The sequence below is a fragment of the Streptosporangium sp. NPDC087985 genome, assembly GCF_044741965.1.
Classification (GTDB): domain Bacteria; phylum Actinomycetota; class Actinomycetes; order Streptosporangiales; family Streptosporangiaceae; genus Streptosporangium.
Genome location: NZ_JBIUTQ010000002.1, coordinates 26303 through 45535, shown reverse-complemented (window position 1 = coordinate 45535; position 19233 = coordinate 26303). Strand labels below are relative to the sequence as shown.

The following is a 19233-nucleotide window of genomic DNA, read 5'->3' as shown; positions in this document are numbered from 1 at the left end:
CCTCCGATCTGCTAGAACGGTGGTTGCGCCACAAGCTCGCCGGCGCGTTACCAATGCGGGCGGGCACGGCAGAAGGCACGTAGAGGGCACGGCAGATGTTGAAGCTGGACCGGCTGGTGAACGTCCTCGGTGGCTACGGGGCCCGGCTGTGCTGTGCCCCGGCGTCTCGGGACGTGGAACTGCGCAGTGTGGTGGTGCACGATCCGACCGAGACCCGTCCGGCGGTCGGTGACGTGTTCCTGGCGGTCGGCGTGGATTCGGCGGCCGACGCCGTACGGCTGGCGCGGGCGGCGCGGGCCGCCGCGGTGCTGGTGCGCGGGAGCCCGCCACTCGGCGACAGCGTCCTGGCGGACGCCCGTGACGGCGGCATCGCCGTGCTGCTCGTGGAACCGGAGGTGTCCTGGAGCCAGCTCTCCGGCGTGGTGTACGGCCTGGTGCTCGAAGGCCGCGAGACCGAGGCCGGACGCGGGCCGACCGACCTGTTCGCCTTCGCCGACACGCTCGCGTCCGAGATCGGCTACGCGGTGACGATCGAGGACCAGATGTCACGCGTCCTGGCCTACTCAGGCCTACAGCAGACCGCCGACCCGGCACGGCTGGAGACGATCCTGGGCAGACGGGTGCCGGACACCATGCGCCGGCTGTTCGAACGCAAGGGCGTCTTCGCGCACCTGGCCACCTCCGACGAGCCGCTGTTCGTCGACCCCTCGCCGGCGCACGGCCTCAGGGGCCGCATGGTGGTCGCCGTCCGCGCCGGACGCGAACTGCTGGGATCGATCTGGGTCGAGTGCGAACGGCCGCTGCCCGACGAGCGCCGGACCGTCCTGGGTGACGGGGCGCGGGCGGTGGCGCTGCACCTGCTGCGGTCCCGGGTCAGCGCGGACCTCGAACGGCAGGTGGAGTCCGATCTCGTGATCCGGTTGCTGGAGGGCACCACCGACGCACCCGCCGTGATCAGCAGACTCGGCCTGCCCCGGGGCCGGTTCCGGGTGATCGCGCTCCAGGCGCACATCGCCGAGGAGAGGCATGCCGCGGTCCTGCTGGCCTTCGAACGCGCCACCACGGGCTTCGGCTGGTCGCGGCCGGGGCGGAGCGCACTGTTCGGCAACACCCTGTACACGCTGCTGCCCTGCGACAACGACGTCACACCCGCCCGCGACTGGCTCGCCACGATCGTGACCGTCCTGCCGCGGCAGGTCACCGTGTTCGCCGGCATCGGCGGAGCGGCGGAGCCCGCCCAGCTACCCGCGAGCAGGCAGGAGGCCGACGAGAGCCTCGCCCTGCGAGCGGCCCGGCCCGGCGCTGCCCCGGCGGTCGTCTACGACGAGTCGTGGGACGAGATCCTGATGCAACGTCTGCGGGCGGCCGCCTCGTCGGGGCGCCTCCCTGCCCGCGGGCCGGTCGCCGAGCTGACCCGGCACGACGCGGAGCACGGTACCCGCTACATCGCCACGTTACGCGCCTGGCTGGAGGCGCAGGGAGATCTCGCCGTCGCCGCCGGCCGCCTCGACGTCCACCCGAACACCGTCCGCTACCGGCTCCGGAAGATGGCCGAGATCACGAACCTGCAGCTCGAACTGCCGGAGAAACGGCTGGCGATGATCATCGCACTGGCCGCCGGCCAGGACAGACAGCCCTGATTTCCCGGCCTTTGTCGTGACAGGACAAAGCCTCCCCTCCCGCTTGTCCAACACACACAGACCGTTCTCCCGTTCCAGCGGCGATGCTCGTTTCATGCGGGCGATGCCCGCGACAGGCAGAACGTCTCAGAGTGGAGAAATGGTCATGGGTATCGACGGTGGGCCGCGCACGGCAGTGGTGATCGGCGCCGGTGTGGTGGGGCTGTCCACCGCGTGGTTCCTGCAGGAACGCGGTGTGGACGTCACCGTGGTCGACCGCGACGGGGTGGCCTCGGGCGCGTCGTGGGGCAACGCCGGCTGGCTCTCCCCCGGACTGGCCATCCCGCTGAACGAGCCCGGCATCCTCCGCTACGGCCTGAGCTCCCTGCTCAACCCGAGCGCTCCGCTGCACGTGCCGACCACCCCTGACCTGGGGCTGTGGTCCTTCCTCACCCGGTTCGCCATGAACTGCACCTGGAAGTCCTGGGGCCGTGCGGTGAAGGCCAACCTCCCGCTCAACGAGGAGTGCCTGGAAGCGTTCGACGTGCTCACCTCCAACGGCGTCGAGGCCCCCACGGTCGAAGCCCCGATCATGGCCGCGTTCGAGAACCAGCGCCAGGCCGTGGGGCTCCTGCACGAGCTCCAGCGCATCAACCAGTCGGGGCTGGAGATCAAGTACACCGCGTTCGAGGGCGACGACGTCGGGAAGCAGGCACCGCAGCTCTCCCCCCGCGCGAGGGCCGGAATCCGGCTGGACGGGCAGCGCTACATCGATCCCGGCGAGTTCACCCGGTCGCTGGCTCGCGCCGTCGTCGCCCGCGGCGCCACGATCCGCTCCGGTTTCCGGGTGACCGACGTGCGCTCCGGCGTCGACGGGCACACCGTCCTGTCGAGCGAGGGGGACTCCGTCCGGGCCGACGCCGTCGTACTGGCCACCGGTGCCTGGCTGAACGGCCTCGGCAAGGAGTGGGGCGTCCGCGTGCCGGTGCGCGCCGGCCGCGGTTACTCGTTCACCGTGCCGACCGACGAACCCGTGCCCAGCCCGATCTACCTGCCCGCCGTGCGGGTGGCCTGCACGCCGTACCAGGGCAAGCTGCGCGTCGCCGGAACGATGGAGTTCCGTGGCCCCGACGACCCCCTGTACCAGCGGCGTGTCGACGCGATCATCGCGTCCGCCCAGTCGCTGCTCACCGGCGTCTCCTGGGAGGAGCGCACCGACACCTGGGTCGGCCCCCGTCCCGTCACCCCCGACGGACGGCCCCTCATCGGAGCCACCCACACCCCTGGCAGGTTCGTCGCCGGCGGCCACGGCATGTGGGGAATCACCCACGGGCCGATCACCGGGCGCATGCTCGCCGAGCAGATCGTCACCGGCAAGCAGCCCGCGGCCCTGCGCGACTTCGACCCGACGCGCTGACCCCCGTTCCGCCGGCCCGTCGCCGGCGGAACAGATCCATCCTCGTGACTGAGCGGAGGCCGGGCCAACCGGCCTCCGCAGTCTTTTCCATCCTCCTCGGTCCTTCTCCATCCTTCTCGGTCCTTCCCTGGACATGTCCCAGGCAGACGGCTGACATGGATCTGTGCCGTCTCTGACACGCGGACGGGTCAGGGTGCGTGGTGGAGAGACCACCACTGAGGAGGACACCATGGACCTTGCCTTCGAGGCAGAGGGACTGGTCAAACGCTACGGAAAGACGACCGCGCTCGCCGGGATCGACCTGGCCGCCCGGCCGGGCACGGTTCTCGGGGTGCTCGGGCCGAACGGCGCGGGCAAGACGACCGCCGTCCGCATCCTGGCCACACTGCTCCGGCCCGACGGGGGACGCGCCACAGTCGGCGGGCTCGACGTCGTACGGCATGCCGCCAGGGTGCGCCGCCTGATCGGCCTGACCGGGCAGTACGCGTCGGTCGACGACGACCTCACCGGCATGGAGAACCTCGTGCTGATCGGGGAGCTGCTCGACCTGCGCCGGAGTGAGGCGAAGGCCAGGGCGGCAGAACTGCTGGAGAGCTTCGGGCTCGCCGAGGCCGGCGGGCGGCAGGCCAAGACGTACTCGGGCGGCATGCGGCGCCGCCTCGACCTGGCCGCCGGCCTCGTCGGCCGGCCCCACGTCATCTACCTCGATGAGCCGACGACCGGCCTGGACCCGGCCAAGCGGGACGACGTGTGGACCATCATCCGCTCGCTGGTCGGCGACGGGGTCACCGTGCTGCTGACCACGCAGTACCTGGAGGAGGCCGATGCCCTGGCCGACGACATCTCGGTCATCGACCACGGACGGGTCATCGCGCACGGCACGCCGGCCGAACTCAAACGCGTCGTGGGCGGGCAGACGATCCTCGTCCGGCCCGCGGACCAGGCCCGGCTGGCGGACGCCGCCGCCGTCGTCGGCGCGGTGGCCGGCCGTACCCCCGAATCACCCGGCCGCGGTGTGATCACCGTTCCCGTCGAGGGCGACGCCGCGTTCACCGAGATCGTGCGGCGCCTCGACCAGGAGCGGATCGCGGTCACCGAGCTCTCACTCCGGCTGCCCAGCCTGGACGAGGTCTTCTTCACGCTCACCGGACGCCCCGCCCAAGAGGAGGCCGCGGCATGACGCTCACCGTGGAACGCGCACAGGCACCGGCACCCACCCAGGCCCGGCCCTTCGGGCTGGTACGGCACAGCCTCGCGCTCGGCAGGAGGAGCCTCACCAAGACCCTGCGCACCCCCGAGCAGCTACTCGACGTGACACTGCAGCCGATCGTCTTCCTGCTGGTGTACGTCTACCTCCTCGGGGGCGCGGTGGCCGGCTCCACCCACGACTACCTGCAGGTCCTCCTTCCCGCCATCATGGTGCAGACGGTGATGTTCGGCGGGATGGCCACCGGCGTGAACCTCAACACCGACATCGGCAAGGGGGTCTTCGACCGGTTCCGCAGCCTGCCGATCGGCCGCTCCGCGCCGCTGATCGGCTCGGTGCTCGGCGACCTGATCCGCTATTTCGTGGCCGTCGTCTCCCTGCTCGGCTTCGGCTCCCTGATGGGGTTCCGGATCCAGACCGACCCGGTGTCGGCGCTGGCCGCGTGCCTGCTCACGATCCTCTTCTCGTTCTGCCTGAGCTGGGCGTTCGTCATGGTCGGGATGCTCATGCGCCAGCCGGGCGGGGTGCAGGGGGTGGCGTTCCTGGTGCTGTTCCCGCTGACGTTCGGCACCAGCATGATCGCGCCGAAGGAGACCCTCCCCGGCTGGCTGCAGGCATGGGTGGAGGTCAACCCGGTCGCGCACGTGATGGACGCCTCACGCGGCCTGATGCTGGGCGGCCCGGTGGCGACCCCGGTGATGTGGACGCTGCTCTGGTCGGCGGTGTTCCTCGCGGTGTTCGCCCCGCTGGCGGTCCGCGCCTACCGCCGCCGTACCTGATCGAGCGCGGCGGCGCGGTCGAGGGCCCGGCCCCGGGCGTGGGCGGTGGCGTAGGCGGCGTCGCCCAGCCCGTCCCGGAGCCGCCGGGCCAGCCGGGTGATCTCGGGGTTGAACCCGTCGGGGGCGCCGCGGAGCCGCTCGGCGGCGCCGAGGGTCTCCGCCGCCCCGGTCAGATCACCCCGGTGGGCTCGCAGGGCCGCCGCGGCGACGCCGACACGGGCCAGGACCGGCATGTCCTTCCCCGCGAGCGCCCAGTCGACCGCCTCGGCGAGCCGCCGCTCCGCGGTGACCGGGTCGTCCCGCTCCACCGCCAGATGGACCATCGCCTGCAGGATCAGCGCGTGGAACTGCGGGGCGACGAAGGAGATCCTCTCGATGCCGGTCATCGCCGCGCCGTACTGCCGCGCCGCCTCGTCCAGGTCGCCCTCCCGGCGGGCGAGATCTCCCAGGGCGAGCCGGGCGGACGCGACGTTCCGGTGTGACCACTGCCGCTCCGTGGGTTCGGTCATCGCCAGGAGCTCGGCGCGCGCCCTCTCCACGTCGCCCTGCTGCGCCCGCGCGCCGGCGAGCATGATCCGCTGATGGGCGGCGTCGTCGTCGGAGTTGAGCTCGCCCAGCAGCCGGATGGACTCTTCCAGCGCCTCGACGGCCTCGTTGAAGTCGCCGAACACCAGGTGGGTCTCCGCCAGCGAGCTCAGCACCTCGGAGAGCCCCCAGCGGTCCCCCAGGTCCCGGAACTCGACGGCGGCGTCGGTCAGATCGCGGCGCGCGCCCACCTGGTCGCCCTCGTTCTCCAGAACCGCGGCCCTGATCCTGCGGAGCATCGCCCGGGTCCACGGGTCGGGGTGCGACAGCCGCCGCCCGACGGCGGACACACCCAGGGCGGCGTCGTCGGTGAAGATCGCGAGGATGGGTTCGAGCAGGGCCAGGAACGGATGCTCGGTGTCGGCACCGGCGGTGGCGGCCAGCGACCAGAGCCGTTCGACGGTGTCCTCCAGGCTCTCGTGGTTACCGGCGAACACATTGTTGATCATGTGGAGTGCCGTGGCGACCAACCGTCGCTCCGGGGGCACGTCTCCGGGAACGTCAAGGGTGAGACGGAGCCAGCCCGCGGCCTCGGCGTGGTCGCCGCGGATCATCCAGAAGACGCTCAGCGCCGAGGCCAGCCGTACGGCCGTCCCGGCGTCGCCCGCGTCGGCGGCGAAATGGAGGGCGGCGAGCAGGTTGTCGCGCTCGGCGTCCAGCCGGGCCATCCAGACCAGTTGCCGCTCCTCGCGCAGGTAGAGCTCGGCCGTCTCGGCGAGGTCGCGGAAGTACGCCGCGTGGGCGGCTCTGACCTGAGCGATCTCCCCGGCCTCCGCCAGCCGTTCCAGCCCGTACTCCCGGATCGTCTCCAGCATCCGGTAGCGCGGCTGCGGCGCCTCGACCACCTGGAGCAGCGACCTGTCCACCAGCGTGGTGAGCAGGTCCAGGGCCTCACCCGGGGCGGAGCACACCTGCTCGGCCGCCTCCACCGAGATCCCACCGGGGAACACCGCGAGCCGTTCGGCGGACCGGCGCTCATCCTCATCGAGCAGGTCCCAGCTCCACGCGACGACCGCGCGCAACGTCCGGTGCCGGGGCAGCGCCGTACGGCTGCCGCCGGTCAGCAGCCGGAACCGGTCACCGAGACGTTCGGCCACCTGCGGCGCGGTCAGGGAGCGCAGCCGCGCGGCGGCCAGCTCGATCGCCAGCGGCAGCCCGTCCAGCCGGCGACAGATCTCCACCACCGCCGCGACGTTGCCGTCGGTGACCGCGAAGCCGGGCCGTACGGCGGCGGCGCGGTCGGCCAGGAGCCGGACCGCCGGGCTGACCTCGGCCTCCTCGGCCGAGGCGCCGGCCACGGGCAGGCCGAGCGGGGCGACCGGGCACACGACCTCGCCGAGGATTCCGAGGGGTTCCCTGCTGGTGGCGAGCACCCGCAGCTCCGGGCACCGTCCCAGGAGGTCCTCGGCCAGCCGGGCGGCGGCCTCGACCAGATGCTCGCAGTTGTCCAGCACGATCACGGTCTCGGTGCGCGAGAGCGCCTCGACCAGGCGGCTCAGGGTGTCGCGGGGCACCGCCTGGCCGTCGAAGGAGCCCATCTCCCTCGGGCCGAACGTCCCCAGCACCGCCTGCGGCACGTCGGCCGGGTCGGTCACCGCCGCGAGCTCCACGAGCCAGACACCGCCCGGCTGCCGCCCGGCGAGCTCCCCCGCGACGGTGGTCGCCAGCCGGGTCTTCCCCGCCCCACCCGGGCCGACCAGCGTGACCAGCCGCCCCTCCTCCAGCAGCGCGCCGACGCGCTCCACCTCCGCCGCCCGGCCGACGAAGCTGGTCAGGGCGGTGCGCAGGTTGCCGTTCGGCCGGGGCTGCCCCGCCGTACCGGCAGTGGCGCGCGGGGCCGGGTCCGTGCGGAGCAGCGCCAGATGGATCTCCCGCAGCTCCGGTCCCGGGTCGGCCCCCAGTTCGTCGGCCAGCCTGCTCCGGATCCCCTCGTAGGTGGCCAGCGCCTCGGCCTGGCGTCCCTCCGCGTGCAGTGCCCGCAGCAGCAGCCCCTGCAGCCGCTCTCTCAGCGGGTGACGGGCCGCCGGCTCGGAGAGCTCGGCCACCAGGTGGCCGTGGCGGCCGGACGCCAGCTCCGCCTCGGCCCGGTCCTCGATCGCGGCCAGCCGTGCCTCGTCCAGCCCGGCCGCGTGGGCCGTGGCGAAGGAGGCTCCGGCTGCGTCCGCCAGAGCGGGACCCCGCCACAGTGCGAGCGCCTCACCCAGCAGGGCCGCGGCGGCCACCGGATCGCCGCCGCCCAGCGCGCGCCTGCCCTCGCGTGCCAGCCGGTCGAACCGGTGGGCGTCGACGGCGTCCGGCGACAGGTCGAGCCGGTAACCACCCGGAGCGGACCGCAGCACCGACGCGTCCGGCAGGGTACGGCGGAGCCGCGAGACCAGCGACCGCACCGCGTTGACCCGGTCGGCGGGCTGCTCCTCCGGCCAGAGCGCGTCCGACAGCTCCTCGACCGTGACGACCCGGCCGGCCCCCACGGCCAGCCGGACCAGGAGCACGCGCAGCCGGGCGCCCCCGATCTCGACGCTCTGACCGCCCGCCGTCACCTCCAGCGGACCCAGGATGCCCACGCGCATGGAGTCAACTGTCCCACGCCCCGGGGGGCGGGGCAGCAGGGGCAACGAGATCCGCCGCGTACCGGCCCGGGCTCCGGGAAGGGAACGGCGGTCCCGGGTCACTCCGTCGCCGTGCTCCGGCGCAGGCGCGCGGCCAGGCTCGTCAGCCCGCCCGGCATGAAGTACACCATCACGATGAACAGCACGCCGAGCACGAACAGCGGCTCCGACAGCGGTGCCCGCAGCACCGCCGGCAGGCTCGCGACGGCGTCGGAGGTGCCGAGCGCGGCGAGCCGGTGGTCGAGGTAGGTGTAGAGGACTCCGCCGAGCATCGCCCCCCACCTGCTCCCCGTACCGCCGAGCACCACCATGACCAGGAAGCCGAGGGTGAAGTTGGAGGTGGTGATCTGCGGGCTGGACCCGCCGACCAGGAAGAGGTGAACGATCCCGCCGAGCGCCGCCAGGAAGGACGCTACGACGAAGGAGAGCAGGCGGAAGTGGTAGGACGGCAGGCCCAGCACCGACACCCGCAGTTCGTTCTCCCTGATCGCCTGCCAGACCCGGCCGGGCTCGGAGTTCACCGCCCATCCGATGACGGCCAGCACCAGGATCAGGTAGCCGAGGGCGAGCCAGTAGAGGTTGGCGGTGTTGGCCACGCCGGACAGGGAGCCGGGGATCGCCGAGGGCGCGAGCGACAGCCCCTCCTCACCGCCGGTGAGACGGCCCGGGTCGCTCATCACCAGGATGGATCCGACCTGCGCCATGGCGAGGGTCACCATGGAGAAGGCGATGCCGTTCACCCGCAGTGCCACGGCGCCCAGCAGCGCGGGCACCACGAGGCCCACCAGCACGGCCAGCAGGAGGGCGGCGGGCAGCGAGAGGCCGAGCTTGGTCACCGCGATGTTGACGGTGTAGCTGCCCAGGGCGATGTAGAGGGCGTGCCCGAAGGAGAGCAGCCCCGTGCGGCCGAAAAGCAGGTCGTAGGTGGCCGCGAGCCCGGCGAACACCAGGCAGATCGCCAGCAGTTGCAGCGAGCCCGGACTGTTGACCACTCCGGGGAGCAGCCCGGGCAGGTCCAGGGTGGAGAACGGCAGGACCGCCAGCAGCGCGAACACGGCCACCGGTACGGCGCGGCGCACCATGCGCCGCCTGGCCGGCTCCGGGCGCGGCCGGATGTCGTCGACGGTCACGGCTCTCTCCGCCACGGCTGTTCTGATCACGCGACCCTCCCGGCCAGACCGCCCGGCCGGGTCAGCAGGACCACGGCGAGCAAGAGCACGACCGAGGCCTCCCCGACTCCCGCGGCGGCGTAGAAACTGGTGAACTGCTGGACCAGGCCGACCAGGACGGCGGCGACCGCCGAGCCGGTGACCGAGCCCATGCCACCGATGACGACGACGATGAAGGCGAAGATGAGCAGGGAGGTGCCCTGCCCGGGTGAGACGTTGCCGAAGTAGACCCCGGCCAGTGCCCCCGCCAGCGCCGCCGCGGCGCCGCCGATGGCGAACACCAGCGTGAAGGCGGTCCGCACGTTGATGCCGAGCGCGGTGACCATGGTCCGGTCCTCGACGCCCGCCCGCACGATCAGGCCGAAACGGGTGCGGCGCAGGAACAGCTGGATCGCGGCCAGCACCACCACGGCGGCGCCGATCAGCAGGAACCGGTCGTTGGGGACGATCGCGCCGAGGACGCGCGTGGTCTCCCCGGCCCACGCCGGTTTGGGGAACATCAGCGGATCCGCCCCGAAGGTGGCCTGCAGCAGCGCCACCCCGGCCAGGCTGAGCCCGACGGTGACCAGGACCTGCTCGATCGTCCGGGTGTAGAGCGGCCGGATCAGCAGCATCTCGACCAGTACGGCGACAGCCGTACCGGCCACCACACCGAACACGACGGCCGGCACGAACCCGAAGTCCAGATGGGCGGAGGACCACCAGGTGCCGTAGGCGCCGACGGCGAGGAACAGGCCGTGGGCGAAGTTCAGCACGTCGGCCAGGCCGAAGATCAGCGACAGCCCGGACGCGATGAGGAAGTACAGCGCGCCCAGACCGAGGCCGGTGAGCGAGAGGAGAACGATGTTGCTCATGCCACCCCCAGGAGGTCGCGGGTGAGATCGGGGTCGGTGAGCAGCGAGTCGGCGTCCCCGCTGTGGACGACACTCCCCTGCTCGATGACGACGACGTGGTCGGCGATCCGGCGCACCAGGGCGAGGTTCTGCTCCACCAGCAGGATGGGCACGTCGCGGGAGGCGCGCTCCAGCACGTCGGCCACCTCCGTGACGATCCTCGGTGCGAGTCCCTTGGTCGGCTCGTCCACCAGGAGCATCCGGTTGTCGTTGAGCAGCGTGCGGCCGATCGCGACCATCTGCTGCTGGCCGCCCGACAGCGTGCCCGCGCGCTGCGCGCCCCGCTGCTTCAGCTCGGGGAACATCTCGTAGACCAGGTCGTAGCGGTGCGGCCCGCGCCCCCGTTCGGCGAGCCGCAGGTTCTCGGTGACGGTGAGGCCGGCGAAGACGTTGCGGTCCTCGGGCGCGTAGCCCAGCCCCTGACGGACGATCAGGTGGGTGGGCAGGCCGGTGATGTCCTGCCCGTCGAGCCGTACGGTCCCGGTCTTCGGCACGAGGCCGAGCACCGCCTTCAGGGTGGTGGTCTTGCCCGCGCCGTTGCGCCCGAGCACGGCGGTGACGCCCCGGGGGGCGACCGCGAAACCGACCCCCTGGAGGATGTGGGAGGTGCCGATCCGCACGTGCAGGTCGGCGACCTCAAGGAGTGGTTTCACAGGGCCTCCCCGAGGTAGGCGTCCTGGACGACGGGATTGGACATGACCTTCTCCGGCACGTCAATGGTGAGCAGGCTGCCGTGGTGCATGACGGCGACCCTGTCGGCCAGGCCGAGCAGGACGTCCATGTGATGTTCCACCATCAGGACCGTGCGGCCCTCCTGGCGGTGCACGGCCCGGATGACGTCGGTGAGGGCGGGCACGTCCGCCACGCCGACCCCGGCCATGGGCTCGTCCAGCAGGATGATGCGCGGATCGGTGGCAAGCAGGATGGCGATCTCCAGCTTGCGCTTGTCCCCGTGGGACAGCGATCCGGCGGTCTCCGCCGCCCGGTGGTCGAGCCCCACACGTTGGAGCGCCTCCGCGGTGGCGAGCCACGCTCCGTTGTCCGACTCGGCTCTCCGCCAGATCCGCAGGCACGTGCCGCGGTGGGCCGCCGCGGCCAGCCGTACGTTCTCCGCCACCGTCAGCGCCGGGAAGACGCTGGAGGCCTGGAAGGTACGGCCGAGGCCGCGCCGCGCCCGCCGGTGCGGCGCCGTATGCGTGACATCGACCTGGTCCAGTTCGACGGTGCCGGCGGTCGGCCGGATCAGCCCCGAGATGAGGTTGAACAGTGAGGTCTTGCCCGCGCCGTTGGGCCCGATCACGGCGACGAACTCACCCTCGGCCACGTCGAAGCCGACATCCGAGACGATGTGGGCTCCGCCGACCGCCCAACCGAGGCCGCGCACGCGCAGGACCGGCTGGGCGGGGGCGGTCACGGCGCTCGTCACTTCTGGGTGACCGGGGGTGCGACGGCGTCGGGTTCGAGCTTCTGGACCAGTTCGGCCGTGGGCGCCGCGCCGCCGGTCAGCTTGGCCTGGAACATCGGCTGGAGCAGCGCGTGGTCCTCAGCCCTGATGGTGAGCTTGCCCTTGACGCCTTCGAAGCTCCAGCCGGCGAGCGCCTGGGCCATCTTGTCGGGGTCGCTGCCCTGCTCCGCGGCGTGCACGATCATCTGCGCGGCGGTGAAGCCGTCGCCGGTGAACAGGTCGACCGTGCCGCCCGCCTTGGTGACCTCCTCGGTCATGGCCTTCTCGACGTCGGTGCCCGCCGCCCCGGCGAAGTAGTGCGACAGGAAGTTGACCTTGTCCGCCACCGGGCCGTAGGTCGGCCAGGTGGCGGCGATGTCCAGGCCCGTGACGACCTTGGTGGCGTCGAAGACGCCCTGCTGGCCGAGTGCGGTCCACATGGCCTGCGCGGTCGTGCCTGCCCAGGCGACGAACAGCAGGTCCGGCTTGGCCTCCTTGGCCTGGGTGGCGAACGGGGTGAAGTCGGTGGCGCTCGCCGGGACGAGCAGCGGCTCGACCGTGGCTCCCTTGGCGCCCAGAACCGCCTGCACCCCGGCCACGTTGGCCTGTCCGAACGCGCTGTCCTGGCCGAAGACGACGATCTTCTTCCCCTGGACGTCGCCGATGAAGGCGGCCGCGGTGCTGATGTCCTGGGAGGTCTGCCGCCCGGACCGGAAGGTGTGGTCGCCGATGCCGGTGACCGCGTCGGTGGCGGCCGGGCCCGAGATGAACAGCACCTTGTTCTGCTCGGTGATCGGAGCGACCTGCGTGGCCACGCCGGACGAGGTCGACCCAGCGATGATCTTATAGCCCTTGCCGATCAGGTCCTTCGCCGCCGACACGGCCTTGGCCGGGTCTCCGGCGTCGTCGACCTCGGTGACCTCGATCGCCTGGTCGCCGACCTTCTTGCTCCCCTGCGTGGCGTAGGTGAGCCCCGCCTGGAATCCCTCCAGGTACTGCTTGCCGTACGACGCGAGCGGGCCCGACTTGGAGTAGACGAGGCCCACCTTGATCGACTCCGTGGACGTGGCGCCGTCGCCCCCCGAACCGGCGGTGTCCGGGCTGCCGCACGCCGCGGCGAGGAGCAGGGCCGTCCCGGCCACCACCGCGGGCAGCCGGCCCGCGTAACTCTTTCGACCCATGGTCAACTCTTTTCTACCGGCATCGAGGAGATCGGGGAAACTTCAGGCGAACAACCTGACCGCATTGGCCGAAAGGCTAGGAGAAGCCCTGGGGCGGTTCCATGTGCCGCACACCCACAACCCGCCGGGAAGTGATGTTAGTACGGGCCATCCGGCGGCAGGCCGGTTGGACCGCGGCGGGCGGCGGGCGGGGGGCGTGAGGGGGTTATCGCCTCCGGCCGATATGTCGCCGGGCCACATCGGGACCGGGTCCGCAGGGAGACAGGTCCCGTCCGGGGCCGCGCCCTCAGGAGGGGAAGCCGTACCGTCCGTGGAGGCGGACGAAGTTGGCCAGTGTGAGGACCTGCCGGCGCTCCAGCCCGGTTACGGTGCGCTGGAACAGGACGACCTCCTCCCTCCCGCCCGGTCCGATCGGCTGGACGAGACGGCCGCCGGGCCGGAGCTGTCCGACCAGCGGCGGGGGGACCTCGGGGAAGGCGGCCGACACGAGGATGCCGTCGTAGGGAGCGCGGTCCGGCACACCGCGGCTGCCGTCCCCGACGAGCAGCTCGACATTGCCGGTACCGTGCCGGGCGAGGTTCCGGCGGGCCTGCCGGACCAGATCCGCCCACAGGTCGATGGTCACGACATCGGCGGCCAGGCGCGCGAGCAGCGCGGTCTGGAAGCCGAGGCCGGTGCCGATCTCGAGCACGTGTTCCTCCCCGGCGAGACCGAGTCCTTCGATCATCCTTGCCGACAGCGAAGGCTGCGTGGTCACCAGCCCGTGCCCGATCGGGATGGGCTCGTCCTCGTAGGCGATCGCCGTCTGGTCCGCGGGGACGAATCCCGCCCGTGGCGTCGCGCGCACGGCCTCCAGCAGACGCTCGTCGCGGACGCCCATCGCCCGGATGGCCCGGACGAGATCTTCGGGAGAGGTGCCTCCGGTCATGTCCACCACGCCTATGTTCGCCGGAGTGTGAGCGTGCCGTCCCGCTCGAGGCCGACCCGTGAGCCGAAGCCACGGCCGACCTCGTCGAGAACCGCCTGAAGCCACTCGGAGTCTCCGCTTGAGGCGTGGTGGAGACGGATCTGACGGGCCTGCATGGGCACCATCCGCAGACCGGCCAGCCTTCCCGACTCCGGCTCCACCGACACGAAGTACAGCAGCCGCAGGTCGTCCCGGTACTCCTCGTAGCCGGGGATGCCCTCGTAGTCGTCGATGAAGTCACCGCAGCCGTACAGGATGAGCCTGTCGCGGTATACCTCGACAGGCCGGGGATGGTGCGAGGAGTGCCCGTGCACGATGTCGGCACCGCCGTCGACCAGACGGTGCGCGAAGCGCGTCTGATCCCTGGGAACGTCGTAACCCCAGTTGGAGCCCCAGTGGATGGAGACCACCGCGACGTCACCGGGGCGCTTCACCTGCCGCACCCGGCCGGTCACCTCGGCCGCTGCGGCGTCCGACAGCTCGGGGACGAAGTCGACACCGGCGCGGTCCGGAGCCGCCGCCCATTCCGGCGGAACGCCGCTGGATTCCGTCCCGCAGGAGAAGACCAGGACCCGCCCGCCCCCTTCGACGGTGACGATCGCCGGTCGCCGCGCCTCGTCCGCCTCCCGGCCGGCCCCCACCGCCCGCAGCCCCGCACCGGCCAAGGCGTCGAGCGTCTCCTCCAGACCCAGGTGGCCGAAGTCCATGACGTGGTTGTTCGCCAGCACGCAGGCGTCGGGCTGGGCGACGGCCAGGCAGGGCAGGTTGGCCGGACTCATCCGGTAGTGCACGGCCTTCCCCGCGGCGAACTCGTCGCTCCGCGTGACGCTCGTCTCCAGGTTCACCACCCGGACATCGGGCGCGACCTCCTCCAGCACCCGCAGGGCGTCCCCCCACGGCCAGGAGAAGTCGACCGGGGAGGGAATCGGGCCGTTCACCGCCTCCGCCAGTTCAACGTAGGCCCAGGCGTCCCGGATATATCTCTCCTGTAACGCCGGATCACCGGGGTACGGAAGGATCTGGTCGACGCCGCGGCCGAGCATGACGTCACCGCAGAGGAACAACGTCACCGGACCGGTGCCCATGTCTCCATGCTAGACGCGACCCGGCTTCCGCCTCCCCCAGATCACGCGTGGCCCGATCGGCGACCGCCGGGAGGAAGATGACGGCGACCGGCCAGAGGATCAACCGAGGGTCGCGGCGCCTCCGTTGCGGACGATCCAGGCCGCGTAGTGGGGGCGTTCGGCGATCGCCTCGCGGTGTGCCTCCATCGCGAACTCGGCCAGTTCCTGGGCGCGCCGGGCGAGCGGGCCGTCGCGGCGCCAGGCCACCAGGTGCCGCAGCCACAGCGGGTTCCCGGCGAGCGGGCGCACCACGATCCCGGGACCGTCCTGCACCGTGGCCTGGCAGGGTGAGACCGCGTGGCCGCCGGCGACCAGCTGCCGGATCATCGCCTGCTCGCTCATGCTGTGCGGGACCCGGGGCGTGAAGCCCGCCTCCTGGCAGGCGGAGTAGACGCATTCCGGCCAGCCGCCGCCGTCGGGCGGCGAGATCACCCAGTCGTCGTCGGCGAGGTCGGCCAGGTTGACCTCCTCCTGGGCGGCGAGCCGGTGCCGGCTGCTCATGAGAACGAAGACCGGCTCGGTGGCCACCAGGCGCATGCCGACCGAGGGAAGGGCGGGCAGCTCGTTTCCCGGGTAGTCGACGAGGGTGGCCGCGTCGAGGCGGCGGGAGGCCAGCAGGTCGAGGAGGAGCCGGGGAGAGTACTCGGTGTGCACGGTGATCGACACGCCGGGGACGTCGAAGAGCCGGGCGAGCAGGCCGGACAGCACGGGCGTCACGTATCCGCCGATGCGGGCGAGGTTCGGCTGGCCGTCGTAGGCGCTGACGCCGGTGATCAGCTCGTCCACGGTGAGCAGGATGGACCGGGCCCGGGTCAGCACGAACTGGCCGAAGGGGGTCGGGGTGATGCCGAGGCGACCGCGCCAGAAGACCTGCCCGCCGAGCGCCCCCTCGACCCGCTGAAGCTGGGCGGTGAGCGCGGGCTGCGACACCCCGACGGCGGTGGCCGCCCGGCTGAGACTCCCGGCGTCGGCGATGGCGCAGATCACGCGCAGGTGACGCAGCTCCAGCTGCACGGCAGCCCCTCCTCTCACCCCTATAACACAAGAACTATACCTTTTCGGGATTAGCAGGACATTTCGAAGGTCACGCATGGTGGACGGCACATCAGACCGATATGTGGAGCCATAAATCCAGAGTTATCCCTGTTTGGGATGTGCGCCCGGGGGCGCCGACGCACGATAGTGCAGGGACGCTCCGATTGGTGTCTCTGGAGGTTCCCCCCGCCATGCGTATCACCAGGCCGCTCACGGCCTTGGCGGCCGTCTCGATGACCGCTGCCTTACTCACCGTTCCCGTGGCACCCGCCGGCGCCGCCGTCGGCAGTGCCACCGTGGTGCCGCTCCAGGTCACGGGAGACCCCGCCAAACGGTTCAATCTGATCATCATGGGCGACGGCTACACCGAGGGCGAACAGTCCACGTTCGCCGCCGACACCGACCAGCAGCTCAACGTGATGTGGTCGATCGAGCCGTACAAGTCCTACCGCAACTACTTCAACGTCTACCGGGTGGACATCGTCTCCGGCGAGTCCGGCATCAGCTGTGACCCCGACCTGACCTCCGCGAAGAAGAACACCCCGCTGAACATGGGTTTCTGGGGCGGCTGCAACCCCACCAGCGTCCAGCGGCTGATCACCATGAGCAACTCGGCGGCCAACTCGTACGCCAACCTGGTGACGGGGACCAGCAGCGGCAACCGGCAGATCCTGGCCCTGGGCAACAGCGGGACCTACGGCGGAGCCGGCGGCGCCTACGCCACCTCCTCGGGCCACAACTCGATGTCGGCCCTCATCGCGCCGCACGAGATCGGCCACTCGCTGGGCGCGCTGCAGGACGAGTACACCTACTACACGCGCGGCGTGGACGGCGGCGCCTACACGGGATCCGAGCCCAGCTCCACCCACCACACCCTGCTGACCGAGCAGCAGATGAAGGACCAGAAGAAGAAGTGGTGGCGCTGGCTGGGAGAGCCGAGCGAGGCGGGCGGCACCATCGGCCGCCACGAGGGCGGCCTGTACTACAGCAGCGGCGTCTGGCGGCCGAGCGAGCACTCGATCATGAGGACGCTGGGCTACTACTACGACCAGGTCAGCCGTGAGATCATGACTCAGAAGATCTCCGCCAAGGTCGGCCTCATCCAGGACAGCACGCCCACGGCGTCGCGGGTCGGCGCCGACCGGGTGCTCTGGGTGGAGCCGCTGCACCCCAACAGCCACTCGCTGACCACCACGTGGAGCGTCGACGGCACCGAACTGCCGGGCGACCGCACCACACTCGACCTCCGTACGCTGAACCTGCCGTCCGGCACACACACGGTGAAGGCGACCGTCGTCGACCCGACCGGCTTCGTGCGGGACCCCGCCATCCGCTCCGGCGCTCTCACCGCGACCCGCACCTGGACGGTGGACACGGCCGTGACCACCACCCCCGCCGCGGTCGGCGCCGGTCTGCTCTCCTCCACGCCCACCGGCCGCGCCGTCGGCCGCGACGAGGTGGTCTACGCCGAGACCACCCACCCCGACGACAGCGTCCCCGCCGTCACCTGGGCGCTGGACGGCGCGCGGCTTGACGGCAGCGACGAGAACCTGGATCTGAGAGGGCTCACGCTCACCCCCGGCAACCACACTCTCACCGCCACCTCCGGCGGCGACACGCGGTCCTGGACCGTCGACAACACGCTGCCCACGACCGGATACGAACTCTCCGAGCCGTTGGTCAAGTCCGGCGACGCCTACGTCTACAACGGCCCCTTCACCATGAAGCTCACCGGCGGCGACGACCAGGACGGGTACGTCGTGCACGAATCCCGCGTGGACGGCGACGGCTGGTTCAACTACTTCGGCTGGCCGACCTCCGCCGACCTGCCGTGGGCGTTCAGCGAGAGCGGCACCGTCATCGACAGCCTCACATACGGCAAGCTGCCCCGCGGCAGGCACACCGTCGAATATCGCTCGATCGACCCCAGCGGCAACTACGGCACGGCCAAGAGCTTCACGGTCACGACCCTCGCGGCGCCGCCCGCCTGCACCACCACGATCACCGGCACGAAGAACGGCTCGCTCTCCGTCCGCTCCGGCGTCACCTGCCTGAACGACGCCCAGGTCAACGGTGGGGTGACGGTCGGTTCCGGCGCGTCCCTGGTGGTGAACGGCGGCACGATCAGCGGAGCGGTCACCGCGTCCGCCGCCGCCGAGGTGCACCTGCTCAAGGCGCGGGTCAACGGTGCGGTCACCATCTCCGGCACCACCGGCCAGCTGATCATCGCCAACTCGGACCTCAAGGGCGCCGCGGTGCTGACCGGCAACACCACGACCGACGCCCTCGTCATGGCGGGCACCAGCATCCACGGCGCGCTGTCCTGCAGCGGCAACACGCCCGCGCCGTCCAACGCCGGGGTGTCCAACCAGATCACCGGTAGCGGCCAGTGCGCCGGTCTCGTCGACGACCCGCGGCCCAAGGCCCGGGACAGGTCCTACGAGGCCGTACAGTCCAGCGACGTCCCCGAGAAGGGCGTCGACGAGCACGACGACTGACTGTGAGGATGTGGTGAATGGCATCGCTCGACGGTCTGACCCTCCGGCCGGCTGACGCTCACCGCTGACAACCAGACAGGCGGGGCGCCCCTCACCACCAGGTGAGGGGCGCCCCGCCCGCATGTCGCAGGGGATCGCCCCGACTCCCCGCGGGGACGGCGACGGCCATCCCGGCCCCGGGCGCCTGCACCGCCTTCGATCAGACGGGACGCCACACGCAGCGCACGTCCGGCTCGCGTTCCTCGTTGTCCCGCCCGTCGGTCCGCTCGACCTCGACGAAACCGTGCCGTCCGTAGAACCGCCGCGCCGGTCCGTTGACCTGGAACGTCCACAGCTCCAGCCCGCCCGGCCGGAGCTCCTTGGCCAGCGCGACGAACCGGTCCCCGATGCCACGGCCGCGCCAGGGCGGATCCAGATAGAGCTGGTCCAGGTGGTCGTCGTCGAGCACCATCATCCCGACCACGGAACCCTCCGCTGCCGCCACCCAGGTTCCGCAGGACGGCACGACCACGTGCCGGAACCAGTCACGCACCTGCTCGTCGGTGTGCGCCCGGCGGACCGTCGGCAGCGCCGCCGCATAGGAGCGCAGCCACACCTCGGCCACGGCAGAGGCGTCGGAACCGTCCGCGCGCCGGATGACGACCTCGTTGATACTCACGGTCAGGCACCATCGCAGAAGCACGACCTCCGCGCATCCGAATTTCCG

15 protein-coding genes are annotated in these 19233 nt (G+C 71.5%); 5 read left to right on the top strand and 10 right to left on the bottom strand.

The features are described from left to right. The first annotated feature begins 95 nt into the window (after positions 1-95). The 4 genes from ACIN94_RS05385 (at position 96) to ACIN94_RS05370 (ending at position 5022) form a co-directional block, all read left to right on the top strand. A complete protein-coding gene (locus ACIN94_RS05385; protein WP_400700055.1) occupies positions 96-1640 on the top strand; it encodes a PucR family transcriptional regulator in 1545 nt (514 codons plus the stop codon). A gap of 145 nt (positions 1641-1785) precedes the next feature. Further along, positions 1786-3036, top strand: coding sequence for an NAD(P)/FAD-dependent oxidoreductase (locus ACIN94_RS05380; protein WP_400700053.1), 1251 nt, complete (start codon positions 1786-1788; stop codon positions 3034-3036). Between the two features lie 229 nt (positions 3037-3265). Next, positions 3266-4216, top strand: a complete 951-nt coding sequence (locus tag ACIN94_RS05375; RefSeq protein WP_400700051.1) for an ATP-binding cassette domain-containing protein — start codon at positions 3266-3268, stop codon at positions 4214-4216. Then, entirely contained in the window at positions 4213-5022 is an 810-nt protein-coding gene (locus ACIN94_RS05370) for an ABC transporter permease (RefSeq protein ID WP_400700049.1), read from the top strand. The genes ACIN94_RS05375 and ACIN94_RS05370 overlap by 4 nt, the downstream gene beginning before the upstream one ends. Here ACIN94_RS05370 and ACIN94_RS05365 read toward each other — a convergent pair. The 9 genes from ACIN94_RS05365 to ACIN94_RS05325 form a co-directional block, all read right to left on the bottom strand. Next, the gene (locus tag ACIN94_RS05365; protein WP_400700047.1) at positions 5004-8177 is read right to left on the bottom strand and encodes an AfsR/SARP family transcriptional regulator; all 3174 of its coding nucleotides are present in this window, start codon (positions 8175-8177) and stop codon (positions 5004-5006) included. The genes ACIN94_RS05370 and ACIN94_RS05365 overlap by 19 nt on opposite strands. Before the next feature lie 98 nt (positions 8178-8275). Then, positions 8276-9376 carry a branched-chain amino acid ABC transporter permease gene (locus tag ACIN94_RS05360; RefSeq protein ID WP_400700045.1) on the bottom strand — a complete coding sequence of 367 codons (1101 nt, stop codon included), beginning with the start codon at positions 9374-9376 and terminating at the stop codon, positions 8276-8278. Next, positions 9373-10239, bottom strand: a complete 867-nt coding sequence (locus tag ACIN94_RS05355) for a branched-chain amino acid ABC transporter permease (protein WP_400700043.1) — start codon at positions 10237-10239, stop codon at positions 9373-9375. The genes ACIN94_RS05360 and ACIN94_RS05355 overlap by 4 nt, the downstream gene beginning before the upstream one ends. Further along, entirely contained in the window at positions 10236-10931 is a 696-nt protein-coding gene (locus ACIN94_RS05350) for an ABC transporter ATP-binding protein (protein ID WP_400700041.1), read from the bottom strand. The genes ACIN94_RS05355 and ACIN94_RS05350 overlap by 4 nt, the downstream gene beginning before the upstream one ends. Beyond that, positions 10928-11692, bottom strand: a complete 765-nt coding sequence (locus ACIN94_RS05345) for an ABC transporter ATP-binding protein (protein ID WP_400700039.1) — start codon at positions 11690-11692, stop codon at positions 10928-10930. The genes ACIN94_RS05350 and ACIN94_RS05345 overlap by 4 nt, the downstream gene beginning before the upstream one ends. 8 nt (positions 11693-11700) lie before the next feature. Continuing rightward, the gene (locus ACIN94_RS05340; protein ID WP_400700037.1) at positions 11701-12903 is read right to left on the bottom strand and encodes a substrate-binding domain-containing protein; all 1203 of its coding nucleotides are present in this window, start codon (positions 12901-12903) and stop codon (positions 11701-11703) included. A gap of 286 nt (positions 12904-13189) precedes the next feature. Then, complete coding sequence (locus ACIN94_RS05335; protein ID WP_400701629.1) at positions 13190-13831, bottom strand: protein-L-isoaspartate(D-aspartate) O-methyltransferase; 642 nt, start codon at positions 13829-13831, stop codon at positions 13190-13192. A gap of 11 nt (positions 13832-13842) precedes the next feature. Further along, the gene (locus tag ACIN94_RS05330; protein ID WP_400700035.1) at positions 13843-14955 is read right to left on the bottom strand and encodes a CapA family protein; all 1113 of its coding nucleotides are present in this window, start codon (positions 14953-14955) and stop codon (positions 13843-13845) included. Between the two features lie 99 nt (positions 14956-15054). Beyond that, positions 15055-16008: a LysR family transcriptional regulator gene (locus ACIN94_RS05325; RefSeq protein ID WP_400700033.1), complete on the bottom strand. Its 954-nt coding sequence runs from the start codon at positions 16006-16008 to the stop codon at positions 15055-15057. A 212-nt stretch (positions 16009-16220) separates the two neighbouring features. Between ACIN94_RS05325 and ACIN94_RS05320 the strand changes: the two genes are divergently transcribed. After that, positions 16221-18527: a M64 family metallopeptidase gene (locus tag ACIN94_RS05320; protein ID WP_400700031.1), complete on the top strand. Its 2307-nt coding sequence runs from the start codon at positions 16221-16223 to the stop codon at positions 18525-18527. A 199-nt stretch (positions 18528-18726) separates the two neighbouring features. On the opposite strand, the gene ACIN94_RS05315 is transcribed toward ACIN94_RS05320, so the two are convergent. Next, positions 18727-19185 (bottom strand): GNAT family N-acetyltransferase, encoded by a 459-nt coding sequence (locus ACIN94_RS05315; protein ID WP_400700029.1) that lies wholly within the window; start codon positions 19183-19185, stop codon positions 18727-18729. Between the last annotated feature and the right edge of the window lie 48 nt (positions 19186-19233).

What these genes read in the sequence shown, in the direction of transcription:
- ACIN94_RS05380 (WP_400700053.1), top strand. Translation starts at nt 1,786, where the DNA reads ATGGGTATCGACGGTGGGCCGCGCACGGCAGTGGTGATCGGCGCCGGT.
- ACIN94_RS05375 (WP_400700051.1), top strand. Translation starts at nt 3,266, where the DNA reads ATGGACCTTGCCTTCGAGGCAGAGGGACTGGTCAAACGCTACGGAAAG.
- ACIN94_RS05335 (WP_400701629.1), bottom strand. Translation starts at nt 13,831, where the DNA reads ATGACCGGAGGCACCTCTCCCGAAGATCTCGTCCGGGCCATCCGGGCG.
- ACIN94_RS05370 (WP_400700049.1), top strand. Translation starts at nt 4,213, where the DNA reads ATGACGCTCACCGTGGAACGCGCACAGGCACCGGCACCCACCCAGGCC.
- ACIN94_RS05330 (WP_400700035.1), bottom strand. Translation starts at nt 14,955, where the DNA reads ATGGGCACCGGTCCGGTGACGTTGTTCCTCTGCGGTGACGTCATGCTC.
- ACIN94_RS05365 (WP_400700047.1), bottom strand. Translation starts at nt 8,177, where the DNA reads ATGCGCGTGGGCATCCTGGGTCCGCTGGAGGTGACGGCGGGCGGTCAG.
- ACIN94_RS05385 (WP_400700055.1), top strand. Translation starts at nt 96, where the DNA reads ATGTTGAAGCTGGACCGGCTGGTGAACGTCCTCGGTGGCTACGGGGCC.
- ACIN94_RS05340 (WP_400700037.1), bottom strand. Translation starts at nt 12,903, where the DNA reads ATGGGTCGAAAGAGTTACGCGGGCCGGCTGCCCGCGGTGGTGGCCGGG.
- ACIN94_RS05355 (WP_400700043.1), bottom strand. Translation starts at nt 10,239, where the DNA reads ATGAGCAACATCGTTCTCCTCTCGCTCACCGGCCTCGGTCTGGGCGCG.
- ACIN94_RS05320 (WP_400700031.1), top strand. Translation starts at nt 16,221, where the DNA reads ATGCGTATCACCAGGCCGCTCACGGCCTTGGCGGCCGTCTCGATGACC.